A 14,113-nucleotide genomic window follows, 5' to 3' on the forward strand; every position below is an offset into this window, starting at 1 on the left:
TTATCTATCAAATCTCCAACGGAAAAATTTGTATCCCAAAGATAAAGGTAATCTGTAAAAAAGATCCTGCTTTTTCATTTTTGAAGAATAATTACCGGATAAATAATTTAGAAAATTTAAACCTCCGAGTTTACTATAAGCTTTATAACTATCTTTCCAAAGCTGTTCGTTTTGCTGTGCTTTCCAATTCATTTCAAGCGTTATTGCTTTGAAGCTGACTAAATATTCAAGAATGAGTTTTTTTCGGAAGCTGTTTTTTTCTTTGAGCAAATACGTATTTATTTTTTGTGCTATGGTAATCCAGTTATCAAAATGAATTTTCTTGCGGTTATGAATCACCGATTCCTGATGGAGATAGTATTTGTAAGTTTTTTTTCTTAAAAAAACGATTTTTTGCAGATACAGTCCCATTTCGAAAGTATGGAGAGAATCCTGTGCGTACAAGCCTTTAGTAAAATACAAATCATTCTTACGTAGAAAATCAACCAATATTAATTTATTCCAGGAAGACACTGCAAATCCTCCATTTACAAGTTCTTCAAAAATCTTTTGATTCCCTTCCAGAATATCTGTTTTGGTATGAATAGGAAAAACATCAACAATCTCCTGTGACGGTATTTTGATCCCCTGAACTTCTCCCATTGTAATTTCAGCATCATTTTCTTCTGCCTTTTTTACCAAATTGTCAATAGCGTCAGGATAAAGCTCATCATCACTGTCAACAAATAAAATATATTTTCCTTTTGCATTCAGAATTCCTTCATTTCTTACGACAGAAAGTCCCGAATTTTCTTTTAAATGAATTACTTTCCAGTTTGACAAGTTATATTCACTCATCATTTTTTCAGCAATAGAAATACTTTTATCGGGGGTTTGATCATTAACTAAAATGACTTCAATATTTTGATAACTCTGATCCTTAATAGACCTAAGACAGTTTTCAATAAATGCTTCACATTTAAAAATAGGAATGGAGACAGTCACCAAAGGATTCATAAGAAATATTAATGCTTAATTTCAAGCAAAAATATATAAATAAACACTAAAACTTTATCTTTGTATCAAATGATTAGAAAAAAAGATGATGAAAACTGCTTTAGGCTTTTTATTTATAAAATTAAAAAACTTTGTCAATCTGTGTATCACAGCGAAACAGCGAAATTTATTTTTCACAACAGGAAGTAATATTCATCAAAGTTTTAAAACAGGAAGTGATAACTATTTCGACCTATCACCTACAGCATTGTTTAATATTGCTGAAAATGTGACAATCAACCAGTTTAACTACATTACGGTAAAATCCAATGCAAAACTGAATATTGGAAAAAACACTTACATAACAAGAGCAACAATTTCTTGTCTTGGAGAAATCAGTATTGGTGAAAATTGTATTTTAGGTGAAGGAATGAAAATTTTTGACCATAACCATCAATACACAAAAGAGCCTTTTTCCGTTTCTAAAACTGAATTTAATACCGGTAAAGTAAAAATAGGCAACAATGTATGGACAGGGGCAAATGTAATTATCCTAAAAGATGTTACCATTGGTAATAATGTGATTTTGGGTGCAGGCTGCGTGATTTACAAGGATGTTCCCGACAATTCTATCATCATCAATAAGCAAGATCATCACGTAAATTTCCTATAATCAAGTTTGCCCCAATGAAAAAACTCAAAAACTTCTTACAATATCTATTTTATTTGTATCTTAAAAAATCAAATAAAACAATAAGATCACAATTAAAAAATGTTACGGAGATTCCTATAATCATCATTAGTTATAATCAACTTGAGAGCCTTAGAAATCTTATTGATTTTTTTATCCAGAGAAACTTTTCAAATATTGTAATTATTGATAATTGCTCGACCTATGAACCCCTTTTAAAATATTTTGAAGAAATCAAAGATAAAGTACATATTGAAAGACAAACTACCAATAAAGGATACCGTGTGTTTTTTGATTCTCCTCAACTTATAGAAAAGTATGCAAAAGGATACTATTTTTTGACAGATCCTGATATCATACCCAATTTTGACCTTCCCATTGATTTTGTTCAGAATTTCATCTCCGAGTTGGAAAAAAACTTCCATAAAATCACAAAAGTGGGTTTTGCATTAGATTTAGAAAACATACCTGATTCTTACCCAATCAAAAATAAAGTCATTGAATGGGAAAAAAAATATTGGGAAAACGAAGTGAAAGAAAATGTTTATTTGGCAGATATTGACACCACATTTGCCTTATACAAACCACAATATCCGATACATTTCAAAAGTGTTAATTTTTATAAAGCTCTAAGATTTGGAGGTAATTATACAAGCCAGCATATGGGTTGGTTTGTAGATCCGGAAAATTATACTGAAGAGCAGCGTTACTACTTTACGAAAGCCGGAAATTCGGCCTCCTGGAAATTAGACGACAAAGGAGAATTAACAGGGTATAAAAAAGATTATTAATATGTTTTCTGTCATTATTCCAAATTACAATCATGCACGCTTTCTAAAAAAAAGAATTGATTCGGTACTTCAGCAGACTTTCACAGATTTTGAAGTGATTATTTTAGATGATCATTCGGCTGACGAAAGTATCGAAATTATTGATTCATACAGTGATTCAAGAATTACCCACAAAATTTATAATACTGCCAATTCCGGGAGTCCTTTTGCCCAATGGAAAAAAGGTCTGGAATTATCGAAATATAATTACATCTGGATTGCAGAAAGTGATGACTTCTGCACGGCTGATTTTTTGGAGACGGCAAATACAATCCTTAAAAAGACTCAGGACATTTCGTTGTATTACTGTGACTCTTATTTAATCGGTGAAAATGAGGAGCCTTTTTTCAATACAATACAAAAATACACTCAAGAACTTGATGCCTCTCTTTGGAATAACGACCACAAAATTGATGGTAAAACTTATGTAAAAAAATATCTTTCGAAGAAAAATTTTATTTTAAATGCCAGTTCGGTTATCTTTAAAAAAGATCTTGCAACAAAGGCAATAGAACATATTCAGGATTTTAAAACTTCTGGTGACTGGCTTTTTTATGCACATATTTTATTAAAGGGCAACGTTTATTTCCATGCGACCAAACAAAACTATTTCAGACACTTATCTCAATCTACCAGAAATTATAATACTGTGGAAAAAAGAGAAAGAAGAATTGAAGAAAAAATAAAAGCAAATCATTTTTTCCTTGAAAACTTTGAATACAGTCATCATGAAAAACAAACAGTATACATCAATTTAATTAATGAATGGATTCGGGATCATTCACTGAAAGAAATATTTAAATCATCATTTTTCAGAATTTCCAAGTATTCTTTTTTGAATATTTCTAAAGCCCGATTGTTCTATAAAGGAATTTTCACAAAAGTCAGCAACAGATGGAAAAAATAAAGATCGCTATAGCAACCAACGGAAGATTCAAACCAATGGGTTCTTTCAGCAGAAATTATATTGAATTTCTTCCCTTCGATAAAATTGTTTTATTTGGAGGCTTCATTCCTTATTTTTATATGGGAACTTCTTTGAGGCAACAAAAATTGATAAGATACTGGTATTCTTTTATTTCATTAAAAAATCAAAGAAAATTAAATTCGCTTATCAAAAACCGGTTCAAAAAAATACTGCAAAACGAAAAAATCGATTGTGTTCTTGCAGAATTCATGAATACCGGTTCTGCGATCAGAGAGGCTTGTGAAGAGCTTAATATTCCCATTGTAGCGAATGTTTTGGGATATGAAGTTCACAAAAAAGAAATTGTTAAAAGCAATTGGGATGAATATGAAAACCTCGCAAAGTACAAATCATTGGTTATTCCTGTTGCAAAAAACATGATTCCAAAGCTGAAAGAATTTGGCTTTCAGGATAACCAAATTATTTTTTCTCCATTGGGCGCAAGAGATGAATTTTTCAATATTAATCCAAACTATCATTCTCAGACTTTTATCGCAATCGGTAGATTTGCAGAAATGAAATCGCCTCTTTCCACCATAAAAGCATTTCATAAAGTACTACAAAAATTTCCAAAAGCTAAACTTATTTTTGCAGGTGAAGGCGAACTTTTTGAAGACACGAAAAATTTGGTCACAGTATTGAAAATTGAAAATTCTGTAGATTTTCCGGGCTGGATATCACAAGAACAACAGATGGAATTACTCGCAAAAAGTGCAGTATTTGTACAGCATTCTATCACTACAAAAATCGGCGATGCAGAAGGAACTCCGGTAGCAATATTAGAAGCTTCTGCTGCAGGATTAGCTGTTGTCTCAACAAAACACGGCGGGATTATTGACACCGTAATAGATGGCGAAACAGGTTTTCTGGTTGACGAAAATGATTGGGAAAATATGGGTGAAAAAATGATTCACCTGTTAGAAAACCCCTCTCTTATTCAAAATTTCGGGGAAAACGGGAAAAAATTTATCTACGAAAACTTCTCGATGAGAAAACATATCGAAGAAGTGGAAAAAGCTATTCGTAAAGCGGTAACTTTATAAATGTTCTTCCATCCAAATTCCAAGAACCAAAAGGGACCAATGCTTATAATTATAGTTCAGTTGCTTTTGAACTTGCTGAAAATCTAATTTTTTAAAGATTTTTGATGAAGATTTTTTTAGAATTTTCTCCGTAAGTTCCTCCATTTCCGGGATCTTCAGCCAATCACTGATGGGTGCTCCGAAACCTTGTTTTTTCTTATTCAGGATGTTTTCTGTAAGCAGATCTCCAAATGCTTTTCTGAGTATGATCTTTGTATTACTGCTGTCCACTTTATATTTGGCAGGAAGTGTTGCACAAAATTCAACGAGATCTTTATCCAGAAAAGGTGTTCTCAACTCAATAGAATGCATCATTGCAATACGGTCATCTTTCACCAGATAATCTCCCGGAATGATATTGGTGAGATCCATTTTCATACAGGTATTCAGATTGTTTTTATCTAAATCAAAGCTGTATTGATGCTCATAACTTTGTTTGTTTTTCAATAGATGAAAGATTTCTTCTTCCGAAAAATTACTGTGAACCTTTCCTTTTTGATATGCTACAATATCAGGAAATTTAGATCTGAAAATTTTATCTAAAAAGTAAAGTCTCGATTTTTCAAGTCCTGCCTTTTCACTAAGGGTTGAGCTAATTTTATAAAATGGAAGGAATGCAGAATTTGCACCTCCTTTCTCAAGAATTTCTTTCTCCTGCTGATACCATTTGTAACCACCAAACAGCTCATCACCTGCATTACCTGTGATCACGACAGTCATATTCTTTGCTGCTTCCTTACAAATTGTATAAGTCGCAAGAATAGCTGTATCTGCAAGTGGTTCGTCTAATTTTTGCAAAACTTCAACGAGTGTTTTAGGAATTTCTGATTTTTGCAGACTTACTTCTTTATGATCCGTACTATAATTTTCTGCAATGCTTCTCGCATCGGGCATTTCGTCCCAATCACCTTCATATTGAAATCCGAGAGTTGTCAAATTATTATTTTTCTTTGAAGAAAGCGCAACCAATGTCCCGGAGTCTAAGCCTCCACTCAAAAATGCTCCTACTTTTACATCTGCTACCAATTGTTTCTCAACAGATTGCTCTACCAATTTCTGAAATTTTTCTACAGCTTTTTCTTCCGAAATATCAGATTCCTGATCAGGAAAATTCCAATATTGTGAAAATTCAATTTGTCCATCTTTATAGATTAATTGATGAGCAGGAGGTAGAACTTTAATTTTTTTATAAATACTTTGCTGACTGTCAACATACATATGCTTTAAAAAATGATGAATCGCATCATCATTCAACTCTGCATCTACAAGACCTGTTGCCAAAATAGCTTTGATCTCCGAAGCAAAAATAAATTCACCGTTTTTTCCAATGGCATAATAAAAAGGCTTTTCTCCAAAACGGTCTCGCGTACAAAAAAGCTGTTGCTTTTTTTCATCCCAGATTGCAATCGCAAACATTCCGTTAAGATGCTTCGGAAGATCTGTTCCATATTTTTGAAATAGTGATAAAATTACTTCTGTGTCTGTATTACTTTGGAAAGGATAATCAAAAAGATCCTTTTTCAAGTCGCGATAACCATAAATCTCACCGTTGAAAACGATACACTCATTTTTTGTATTGGAATACATCGGTTGATGCCCGTCTTTTGAAAGATCAACAATTGCCAATCTTCTAAAACCTAGAAAACAATTCTGAAAATACTCGTGACCTTCATCGTCCGGACCTCTGTGGATAATAGAATCCGTCATATTTTTAAGAGTTTGATGATAGAAAACTTCTTCTCGAATATTTTTCTTCACAATCCCCGTAATTCCACACATATCATAATATTAAGGTGCAAATCTAAGATTATTTCGTTAATTTTGACCATATTTTTGATGATGAAAAAATTCTCTGTTCTTATTGCACACTATAATAATTATCATTATTTCACAGAATGTTATGATAGTCTTCTCAAGCAGTCTTTCCAAGATTTTGAAATGATTGTTGTAGATGACTTTTCTACTGATGATTCTTTTGAAAAAATCGAAACACTGACGAAAAATGATTCAAGAGTTAAATTATATAAAAATGACCAAAATCAGGGAGTCGGTTACACAAAAAGAAGATGTATAGAATTGTCTTCAGGAGAAATTTGCGGGTTTGTAGACCCTGATGATGCATTGGCAGAAAATGCAATAGAAATCAGTATAAAAAATTATACAGAAAAAAATGTGGTGACTTATTCAAAATTTTTTCTTTGTGATCATAATCTAAAACCTTTAAAACCATTCCCACATTCCAAATCGGTAAAAAACGGAGATCAATTGTTTTTCAATATTTTTTTAGAAGCGAATCATTTTTTCACATTTAAAAAATCAGCCTACGATCAAACTTCAGGAATCAATCCGGCACTTACTTCCGCAGTAGATCAGGATCTTTATTTAAAACTATACGAAACCGGGAACTTTACATTTATAAAAGAACCTTTATATTTTTACAGGCTGCACGAAAAAGGAGTTTCTCAGGAAAAATCCAAGAAAGGTAAATTAAATCAAAACTGGCATCAAGTCATTTTAGATACAGCCAAAAGAAGACATATACAGCAACTTTACGGTAAAAAAATTGATCGTGTTGATAATCTTCCTGAATTTATTTTTACAAAACAGAATACCATTTTTAAGAAAATACAGAGAAAACTTCAGTAATGGATATTATTATAAAATCTTTTAATCGCCCTTTTTATCTTGACAGATGCATCACATCAATTTATCAGAATGTTTCGGGTGATTTTAAAATCAAGGTTTTGGATGACGGAACTCCAGAAAAACATCTTGATAAAATTCGTGAAAAATATCCTGAAGTAGAAATACTTCTGTCAGATAATTACGAAAATAAGGTTAAAGCAATTGAAGAAAATATTGCATCCGGAAAATCTATCAATGGTTTTGAAATTCCTACAAAATTTTGGTATGAGAACGTTAAAAATTCATCAGAATATGTCATTGTAACAGAAGATGATGTTTGGTTTACACAAGCTGTAAATTTAAATGAGTTAACAAAAGATGCGCAAAAATTTGATATTCATCTTTTAAAATTGGGTTGGCTTGGTAACGAAAACGAACGAAAAGATTTGAATCTAAATTCAATTTCTGAGAATTTAGAATCTGCACAACCAAAAAATTTGCTGTTGATGAATAGAAAGCTAATGACAGCTTTCTTTCACAATCAATACAAATTTTTCACGATCCTTTATAAATTGAAATTTGTAAATAATCTTACCCATTTAAAATATTGGTCTCTCAATTCTATATTAATGGGTTTTTACAAAAAAGAATATTGGTTAGAAATCTGGAAAGGCATGGATGGTAAAGTGGATGAAAAAAAACAACTCATCAATGCATCTGTTTTCTATAAAAAATACCTCAATAATCCCAACTTTATCTCAAGATTAAAAACAGAAGCAATGAAAACTACATTCCAGTCTTCTGCCACCAATTCTTATCACGAATACGGCTTTGATTTTGATGTCAATCAATTTAATTACCTGATTAACGAAGCCTGGCTGAAAGGAGATTTTGATGCAATGCAAAATTTCCCAAACGATTTTTCTTTAGATTATTTAAAAAATTTCGTTTCGGCAAAAATTAATATCCCGGAATTTGAACAGTGGGTCGATAAGTTCCGTTCGCAATATGAAAATATGGGTTGTAAAACAGAATGAAAAACCACAGAGAATATTTCTGTGGTTTTTGTTTTAATTTTTTATAATAACTCCGGCGTATTTGCCATCAAATTCTATAATGTGTGGCTCCAGCCCTTTGCTTTCACAAAAATCTTTAAAAGCTGCATTGTCGCCAATATCATCACTCATAAAAATTCCGCCTTTTCTTAATTTGTCCCATAACAAAGTGTAAGCCCAAATTCTTCCGTCATAGGTTTTATCACTGTCATAATGTACCACATCTAAAGAATCTGCCTTTGCAAAGATCTTAGGCAGAGATTCTTTGTCTGCAAAACGATAAAGATCCCAATTGTTTTTATATTTTTCCGGGATCACGCATCCTACAAAATCTTCACTTTGGTTCTGCATAATATAAGGCATATCTGAACTGAAAAGTGTTCCGTTTCTCTTCACTAAAGATGCTAAAGCTGCAAAAGAAGACCATCCGTAAGCAACACCTGTTTCTATTGATTTTTGTGCAGAAGTATATTCATTAATATAATAAATAACACTTAAAGAGCCCGCACCTCCCATTTTTATAGGCGCTTTTTCCTGTGCCTGTACTGCCGCTTCATACTCGATCGGAAAGATTTCCTGAAAAGGAACAAAAGTAATTTTCAGTATTTTTTCAATAAATTCTTTTTCAGAAACCGCTAAATTTTTACACCAGATTTCTGCTTCTTCTTTACCACGCAAAGCTGATGAACGATTAAAAATGTTTTTCCAAATTTTTCGTCTCAGCTCGGGATAAAGATCAGGACGTTTCAGGTATCCAAAAAATGTTGTTGCGATTTCAGCGACTTTACTCATACAATTATGTTTTGAGATGCAAAAATACAAAAGAATTGCTCAAACAATCTTATATTTGCTTTTTTAAGAATTATTTTTTTGAAAACTACACAAATGCATCAGAAAATAAAAGTGCTTTTCCGCCACAGATCTATGGAGATGGGAGGTGTAGAAAGGGTTCTTCTTGATCTTTTAGAAAATCTTCCGAGAGATCTTTTTGATATTACATTCTTCCTCACGCTTAATCAGGGTGAACTGAGAAGTAATATTCCGAGAGATATTAAAGTTATTACTTTTCAAAAAGGAAAAGAAGACATGAGTAATAATAATTTTCTCAGGACATTGCAGCTGGTTAAGAGAAACCTAACTCTCCTTTTTTATAGAAAAAACCCCAAATTACTCTATAAAAAAATCATTAAAGACGATTTTGATATAGAAATTGCTCCTACTTACGCAGAGTTTGAAAACATTTTATCAAGCCCTTTAAAATCAAGAAAAATCGCTTGGTTTCATACCGATGTAAGTTATGACCCTGATCAGGAAAGAGTTCTTAGCCGAATAAACAATCTGAAAAAATTTGACTGGGTAATTTTCGGATCAAAACAGACAAGAGATGTAATAAAAGATCTTTACCAGATTGAATACCCCAGAAGTTCTGTGATTTACAATGCTATCAAAATCGATGAGGTAAGAAAAAAAGCTGAAGAATTTCCGGTACATTATGATTTGCACCCTGTATTTTCTTCAATGGGAAGGTTACATAGCCGAAAAAACTATCATACTTTGATGAATATCCATAAAAGGTTATCTGATGAGGGATTCTCACATTCTATTGCTGTCATTGGAGGAGGTAGCGAAATGGAAAATTTAAAAAAACAGGCAAAAGAACTAAAGGTTGAAAAAACATTTTTGTTGCTTGATACACAGACAAATCCTTATCCCTATATAAAAAATTCAGATTATTTTGTATTACCTTCGGAATCTGAATCTTATCCTTTAACGATTGGGGAAGTAATGGGGCTACATATTCCTATTATCAGTACCAATGTTGGTGGCATTCCGGAAATGATTGATCATCAAGCAGATGGATATTTGGTAAATCCTGATGAAAATTCTATTTATGAAGGAATGAAACTGTTTCTCACAAATTCTGAAATTCCAAATAAAATAAAAAACAGTACCAAAAAATCAACAGAGAAATTTGACAATCAAAAAATCTATGATGAAGTAACCCAAGTGTTTCTCAGTCAATATCAACTTAAACAATGAATGCTCCAAAAGTAACCATTCTTACTCCATCCTACAATCGTGCACATACATTGCCACGAGTTTTTGAATCTTTGCAAAATCAGACTTTCAAAAATTTTGAATGGCTCGTGATTGATGACGGTTCGACTGACAATACTAAAGGTTTAGTTGAAGGATTTCAGAAAGAAGCTGATTTTAAAATCCGTTATTATCATCAGAAAAACCAGCACAAATTTTTAACTTTTTTCCGTGGAATTGATCTGGCCGAAGGTCAATACTTCTCACCGTTGGATTCTGATGATGCTCTTCCTCCAAATTCTATGGAGATACTGGTAAATACCTGGGAAAACATTCCAGACAGTCAGAATATTGTTTTTGTCTCGACGCTTTGTGAAGATCAGTTTGGTGATATTGTGGGAGATCGTTTCCCAAAAGACCCATTGATCTGCAGTATTTTTGATATGCGCTACAAGTACAAAATAAAAGGAGACAAATGGGGTATGGGAAAAACAGAAATTTACAAAAAAATGAAACTGAATTTTGGTGATCTTGCCGGAAAAGGTTTTATTCCGGAAGGTGTTTTTCAGTTTCAGTTTGATAAGTTGGGATTTCACTATTGTATTAATAAAGTTACGAGAATCTATTTTCGTGACAAAAATGATGAGCAGTCTCTTGCCAATCAGTTTTACGATAAAAAAAATGCTTTTGGACTCGCGGAAAACTACAAAGCTTTTCTGAATATATACGGTTCAAAAATTTGGAGCAATCCAATGACAATTTTTAGAAATCTCGGTGGTTACCTCAAATTCTCTAAGATTGACGGCAGATCTCTAAAAAAAATCACCTCGGATCTGGAAGCATCTGAAATAAAAACACTAGCATATTTAATCTATCCATTTTCAAAATTTATTTAAAAAACGCTTCAATTAAAAAGCTTATTTGGAAATTATATTTTTGGAAGATACCACAAACCATTGCTTCAAAATTTCAATATATCGAAGAAAAAATTTAAATTAGTTCTTTCTTACACAATCCCTCAAACAAAATGATCAAGAAAAAAATCCTCATACGTATCGGTTCTCTTCGTCATGGAGGAGCTGAAAAAGTATTGGTAACTTTCCTCAAAAATCTTCCTGAAGATAAGTACGAAATTGACTTATTACTAAATTTATACTCAGGAAAATATCTTAGTGAAGTTCCTGATTGGGTGAACGTTATTTACCTCAACAAAGGTGAAATGATCACTACCAACAGACTTCAGGACATCCCGGAAAAAGCAGCGAGAGTGATCTTTCAAAAGGTTTTAAAAGAATTCCCCGATCTTCTGTATACTCTTATATTAAAAGATAAAAAATACGACATCGAGTTTGCAGCTATTCATGGAATGCGCGATGAAATCCTTCATTCTACCAACCATTCTTCAAAAAAAATCATCTGGATTCACAATGATCTTTCACAGGTAAAAGAATATACAAATCAGGAAATTCGAAAGTTTTTCGGGTTTGACTCTATTATGGTGATTTCAAAAAAAATAGAACAATTATTTCACAATTTAGCCAGAAACGAAGCTGAAAAACAAAAAATTGTAAAAATATACAATCCTCTGGATACCGAAGAAATTGTAACAAAGGCTCAGCAACCGGTTATCAATTATGAATTTGATGAGAAAATTCCGACTTTCATATCGGTTGGAACTGTTTTTCCTCAAAAGGGGTTCGACAGACTTTTGAAAGTTCACAAAAAACTACTTGATGAAGGCTTTAAACATAAAATTTTGATTGTAGGTGACGGGTATGATTTTGAAAACATTAAACATTTAAAAACCGAATTGGGAGTTGACGAAACCGCCACCATGTTAGGTTTTACTGATAACCCTTATCCTTACTTTAAAAATTCTGATTTTTATATTTTAAGTTCAAGATATGAAGGTTTCCCGACTGTTTTATTTGAAGCGATTACTCTGAAAAAGAAAATCATCGCCACAGAAGTTTCCGGCGTTAATGAAATGCTGAACAACGGTGAACTTGGTTTGATTGTAGAAAACTCCGAGGAAGGAATTTATCTGGGCATGAAAAAAGCTTTAACAAATCCTGAATTTTTCTCCGGGTACACCGAAAAACTCGAAAATTATACTATGCCTTTTAATCTTGATCATTCTGTTGCCAGAATAGTTTCAGTTTTAGATGAATTATAATTAAGATTTAATTATCAATAAAAATAAAACAGAATCCTTAAATTTGCTGCATGCCCAAGAATTACACCATTATACAAAAAGATTTTTACCGAGAAAGTGGCGAATGGCTTTCACCCATTCAGATTTTGATGAAATGCATCAATCCTAATCTGCACTTTATCTATATTCTCAGAAAGGCACAGAAATTTAATAAAACTCCTGTTTTAGGATTCTACTGGAAGATTGTTCTGCGACATTTTCAGATTAAATACGGTTTTCAGATCTATCCGGAAACGCAAATAGGTGAAGGTTTATATCTGGGACATTGGGGGAGTCTGGTGATCAACCCCAAAGCGGTAATCGGCAAAAACTGCAATATTGCACAGGGCGTTACCATCGGGCAACAAAACCGGGGAAAAAATGAAGGCTTTCCTGTAATTGGAGATGATGTATGGATTGGTCCCAACGCCGTAATTGTAGGAAGCATCACCATTGGGAACAATGTTTTGATTGCACCAAATTCTTATGTAAACACAGACGTACCCGATAATTCTATTGTTGCAGGAAACAAAGCAAAGATCTACCCCACCAAGAATGCGACCGAGGGATATATCAATAACAGAGTATAAGTCAAAGATAAGCTGTTTGAAATATATCTTCTGATAGTTCATAATATCTTCTTGTTGAAAATTATATTTTAAAACAATGGTTTTAATAATCAGAGAAATATCTTAGATATTTAATATTGTATCCTACTATTTATGATCTGTTTTTTGTAAATTTATCTTAAAATTGATGTTTATATTGCTGATAAAATAAAATTTGAGCATAAAAGACTATATATAAACAACAGTTTTAAAAAATCTGACATGATTTTAAGCATATTTAATATTAAACTTTGTTAAAAATGATGGCTGTTTCATCAAAAATCATATTTTTGCATAGTTATTGATTTAGTCTATTGGTTTTAAAAATAATTTAAACGAAATAAATAATTCATTCAATTTAAAATTTATTTATGTCACAATCGTACGAAGCTATTTTTGAAAACAACAGAAAATGGGTTGAATCTAAAATCGAAAAGGATCCGAAATTCTTTGAGGAACTTGCAAAAACCCAGCATCCCGATTATTTGTATATCGGCTGCTCAGACAGCAGGGTAACTGCCGAAGAATTGATGGGAACAGAACCCGGTGAAGTTTTTGTCACCAGAAACATTGCCAATGTAGTCAACACTTTAGATATGAGTTCCACTGCAGTTATACAATATGCTGTAGAACATTTGAGGGTGAAACATATTATTGTTTGCGGACATTACAATTGCGGTGGAGTAAAAGCTGCGATGACGCCTCAGGATTTAGGATTATTAAATCCTTGGTTGAGAAATATTCGTGATGTGTACAGATTGCATCAAGCTGAGCTGGATTCTATCGATGATGAAGGAAAACGCTATGACAGATTGGTAGAACTAAACGTTCAGGAGCAATGCATCAACGTTATTAAAATGGCTTGTGTGCAGGAAAGATATATCATTGATGAGTTTCCTGTGGTGCATGGCTGGGTATTTGACCTTAGAACGGGAAAAATTATTGATCTGGAGATTGACTTTGAGAAAATCTTAAAAGACATTCAAAAAATATATAATCTTACCAGTTCAGACTGGGTGATGAGCCGAAAGAAATAATCTTTCAAAAAA

General features: G+C 32.6%; 14 protein-coding genes. 11 read left to right on the plus strand and 3 right to left on the minus strand.

Features of this window, described 5'->3' with window-relative positions; translation table 11 throughout:
• Entirely contained in the window at nt 1-996 is a 996-nt protein-coding gene (locus AC4FQ5_RS10085; protein WP_491142932.1) for a glycosyltransferase, read from the minus strand.
• Between the two features lie 85 nt (nt 997-1,081).
• Here AC4FQ5_RS10085 and AC4FQ5_RS10090 point away from each other — a divergent pair, with 85 nt between their 5' ends.
• The 4 genes from AC4FQ5_RS10090 to AC4FQ5_RS10105 are packed head-to-tail and all read left to right on the plus strand — an operon-like array spanning nt 1,082 to nt 4,506.
• On the plus strand, nt 1,082-1,648 hold the full coding sequence (locus tag AC4FQ5_RS10090) for an acyltransferase (protein ID WP_491142934.1): 567 nt from the start codon (nt 1,082-1,084) through the stop codon (nt 1,646-1,648).
• Between the two features lie 14 nt (nt 1,649-1,662).
• Nucleotides 1,663-2,457 carry a glycosyltransferase family 2 protein gene (locus AC4FQ5_RS10095; RefSeq protein WP_491142935.1) on the plus strand — a complete coding sequence of 265 codons (795 nt, stop codon included), beginning with the start codon at nt 1,663-1,665 and terminating at the stop codon, nt 2,455-2,457.
• Between the two features lies 1 nt (nt 2,458).
• Nucleotides 2,459-3,403: a glycosyltransferase family 2 protein gene (locus AC4FQ5_RS10100; protein ID WP_491142937.1), complete on the plus strand. Its 945-nt coding sequence runs from the start codon at nt 2,459-2,461 to the stop codon at nt 3,401-3,403.
• The gene (locus AC4FQ5_RS10105) at nt 3,391-4,506 is read left to right on the plus strand and encodes a glycosyltransferase family 4 protein (protein WP_491142939.1); all 1,116 of its coding nucleotides are present in this window, start codon (nt 3,391-3,393) and stop codon (nt 4,504-4,506) included. The genes AC4FQ5_RS10100 and AC4FQ5_RS10105 overlap by 13 nt, the downstream gene beginning before the upstream one ends.
• On the opposite strand, the gene asnB is transcribed toward AC4FQ5_RS10105, so the two are convergent.
• The gene (asnB, locus tag AC4FQ5_RS10110; protein WP_491142941.1) at nt 4,501-6,324 is read right to left on the minus strand and encodes an asparagine synthase (glutamine-hydrolyzing); all 1,824 of its coding nucleotides are present in this window, start codon (nt 6,322-6,324) and stop codon (nt 4,501-4,503) included. The genes AC4FQ5_RS10105 and asnB overlap by 6 nt on opposite strands.
• A 57-nt stretch (nt 6,325-6,381) precedes the next feature.
• On the opposite strand from asnB, the gene AC4FQ5_RS10115 reads away from it, so the two are divergent.
• Together AC4FQ5_RS10115 and AC4FQ5_RS10120 are read left to right on the plus strand one after the other, a co-directional pair.
• Nucleotides 6,382-7,191: a glycosyltransferase family 2 protein gene (locus AC4FQ5_RS10115; protein WP_491142943.1), complete on the plus strand. Its 810-nt coding sequence runs from the start codon at nt 6,382-6,384 to the stop codon at nt 7,189-7,191.
• Nucleotides 7,191-8,207, plus strand: coding sequence for a glycosyltransferase family 2 protein (locus tag AC4FQ5_RS10120; RefSeq protein WP_491142946.1), 1,017 nt, complete (start codon nt 7,191-7,193; stop codon nt 8,205-8,207). Before AC4FQ5_RS10115 ends, AC4FQ5_RS10120 begins: the two co-directional genes overlap by 1 nt.
• A gap of 33 nt (nt 8,208-8,240) precedes the next feature.
• On the opposite strand, the gene AC4FQ5_RS10125 is transcribed toward AC4FQ5_RS10120, so the two are convergent.
• A complete protein-coding gene (locus tag AC4FQ5_RS10125) occupies nt 8,241-9,017 on the minus strand; it encodes a class I SAM-dependent methyltransferase (protein ID WP_491142948.1) in 777 nt (258 codons plus the stop codon).
• A 93-nt stretch (nt 9,018-9,110) separates the two neighbouring features.
• Here AC4FQ5_RS10125 and AC4FQ5_RS10130 point away from each other — a divergent pair, with 93 nt between their 5' ends.
• The 5 genes from AC4FQ5_RS10130 to AC4FQ5_RS10150 all read left to right on the plus strand — a co-directional run bounded on the left by AC4FQ5_RS10130 (nt 9,111) and on the right by AC4FQ5_RS10150 (nt 14,101).
• A complete protein-coding gene (locus tag AC4FQ5_RS10130) occupies nt 9,111-10,265 on the plus strand; it encodes a glycosyltransferase (protein WP_491142950.1) in 1,155 nt (384 codons plus the stop codon).
• Nucleotides 10,262-11,158, plus strand: coding sequence for a glycosyltransferase family A protein (locus AC4FQ5_RS10135; protein ID WP_491142952.1), 897 nt, complete (start codon nt 10,262-10,264; stop codon nt 11,156-11,158). The genes AC4FQ5_RS10130 and AC4FQ5_RS10135 overlap by 4 nt, the downstream gene beginning before the upstream one ends.
• A gap of 131 nt (nt 11,159-11,289) precedes the next feature.
• A complete protein-coding gene (locus AC4FQ5_RS10140) occupies nt 11,290-12,438 on the plus strand; it encodes a glycosyltransferase (RefSeq protein ID WP_491142954.1) in 1,149 nt (382 codons plus the stop codon).
• Nucleotides 12,439-12,488: 50 nt separating this feature from the next.
• Complete coding sequence (locus tag AC4FQ5_RS10145; protein ID WP_491142956.1) at nt 12,489-13,046, plus strand: serine O-acetyltransferase; 558 nt, start codon at nt 12,489-12,491, stop codon at nt 13,044-13,046.
• 389 nt (nt 13,047-13,435) lie between these two features.
• On the plus strand, nt 13,436-14,101 hold the full coding sequence (locus AC4FQ5_RS10150) for a carbonic anhydrase (protein ID WP_491142957.1): 666 nt from the start codon (nt 13,436-13,438) through the stop codon (nt 14,099-14,101).
• The last annotated feature ends 12 nt before the right edge of the window (nt 14,102-14,113 follow it).

The sequence above is a fragment of the Chryseobacterium sp. DT-167 genome (assembly GCF_058310155.1).

What these genes read in the sequence shown, in the direction of transcription:
- AC4FQ5_RS10120 (WP_491142946.1), top strand. Translation starts at nt 7,191, where the DNA reads ATGGATATTATTATAAAATCTTTTAATCGCCCTTTTTATCTTGACAGA.
- AC4FQ5_RS10135 (WP_491142952.1), top strand. Translation starts at nt 10,262, where the DNA reads ATGAATGCTCCAAAAGTAACCATTCTTACTCCATCCTACAATCGTGCA.
- AC4FQ5_RS10095 (WP_491142935.1), top strand. Translation starts at nt 1,663, where the DNA reads ATGAAAAAACTCAAAAACTTCTTACAATATCTATTTTATTTGTATCTT.
- AC4FQ5_RS10150 (WP_491142957.1), top strand. Translation starts at nt 13,436, where the DNA reads ATGTCACAATCGTACGAAGCTATTTTTGAAAACAACAGAAAATGGGTT.
- AC4FQ5_RS10100 (WP_491142937.1), top strand. Translation starts at nt 2,459, where the DNA reads ATGTTTTCTGTCATTATTCCAAATTACAATCATGCACGCTTTCTAAAA.
- AC4FQ5_RS10085 (WP_491142932.1), bottom strand. Translation starts at nt 996, where the DNA reads ATGAATCCTTTGGTGACTGTCTCCATTCCTATTTTTAAATGTGAAGCA.
- AC4FQ5_RS10125 (WP_491142948.1), bottom strand. Translation starts at nt 9,017, where the DNA reads ATGAGTAAAGTCGCTGAAATCGCAACAACATTTTTTGGATACCTGAAA.
- asnB (WP_491142941.1), bottom strand. Translation starts at nt 6,324, where the DNA reads ATGTGTGGAATTACGGGGATTGTGAAGAAAAATATTCGAGAAGAAGTT.
- AC4FQ5_RS10140 (WP_491142954.1), top strand. Translation starts at nt 11,290, where the DNA reads ATGATCAAGAAAAAAATCCTCATACGTATCGGTTCTCTTCGTCATGGA.
- AC4FQ5_RS10130 (WP_491142950.1), top strand. Translation starts at nt 9,111, where the DNA reads ATGCATCAGAAAATAAAAGTGCTTTTCCGCCACAGATCTATGGAGATG.
- AC4FQ5_RS10145 (WP_491142956.1), top strand. Translation starts at nt 12,489, where the DNA reads ATGCCCAAGAATTACACCATTATACAAAAAGATTTTTACCGAGAAAGT.
- AC4FQ5_RS10105 (WP_491142939.1), top strand. Translation starts at nt 3,391, where the DNA reads ATGGAAAAAATAAAGATCGCTATAGCAACCAACGGAAGATTCAAACCA.
- AC4FQ5_RS10115 (WP_491142943.1), top strand. Translation starts at nt 6,382, where the DNA reads ATGATGAAAAAATTCTCTGTTCTTATTGCACACTATAATAATTATCAT.
- AC4FQ5_RS10090 (WP_491142934.1), top strand. Translation starts at nt 1,082, where the DNA reads ATGATGAAAACTGCTTTAGGCTTTTTATTTATAAAATTAAAAAACTTT.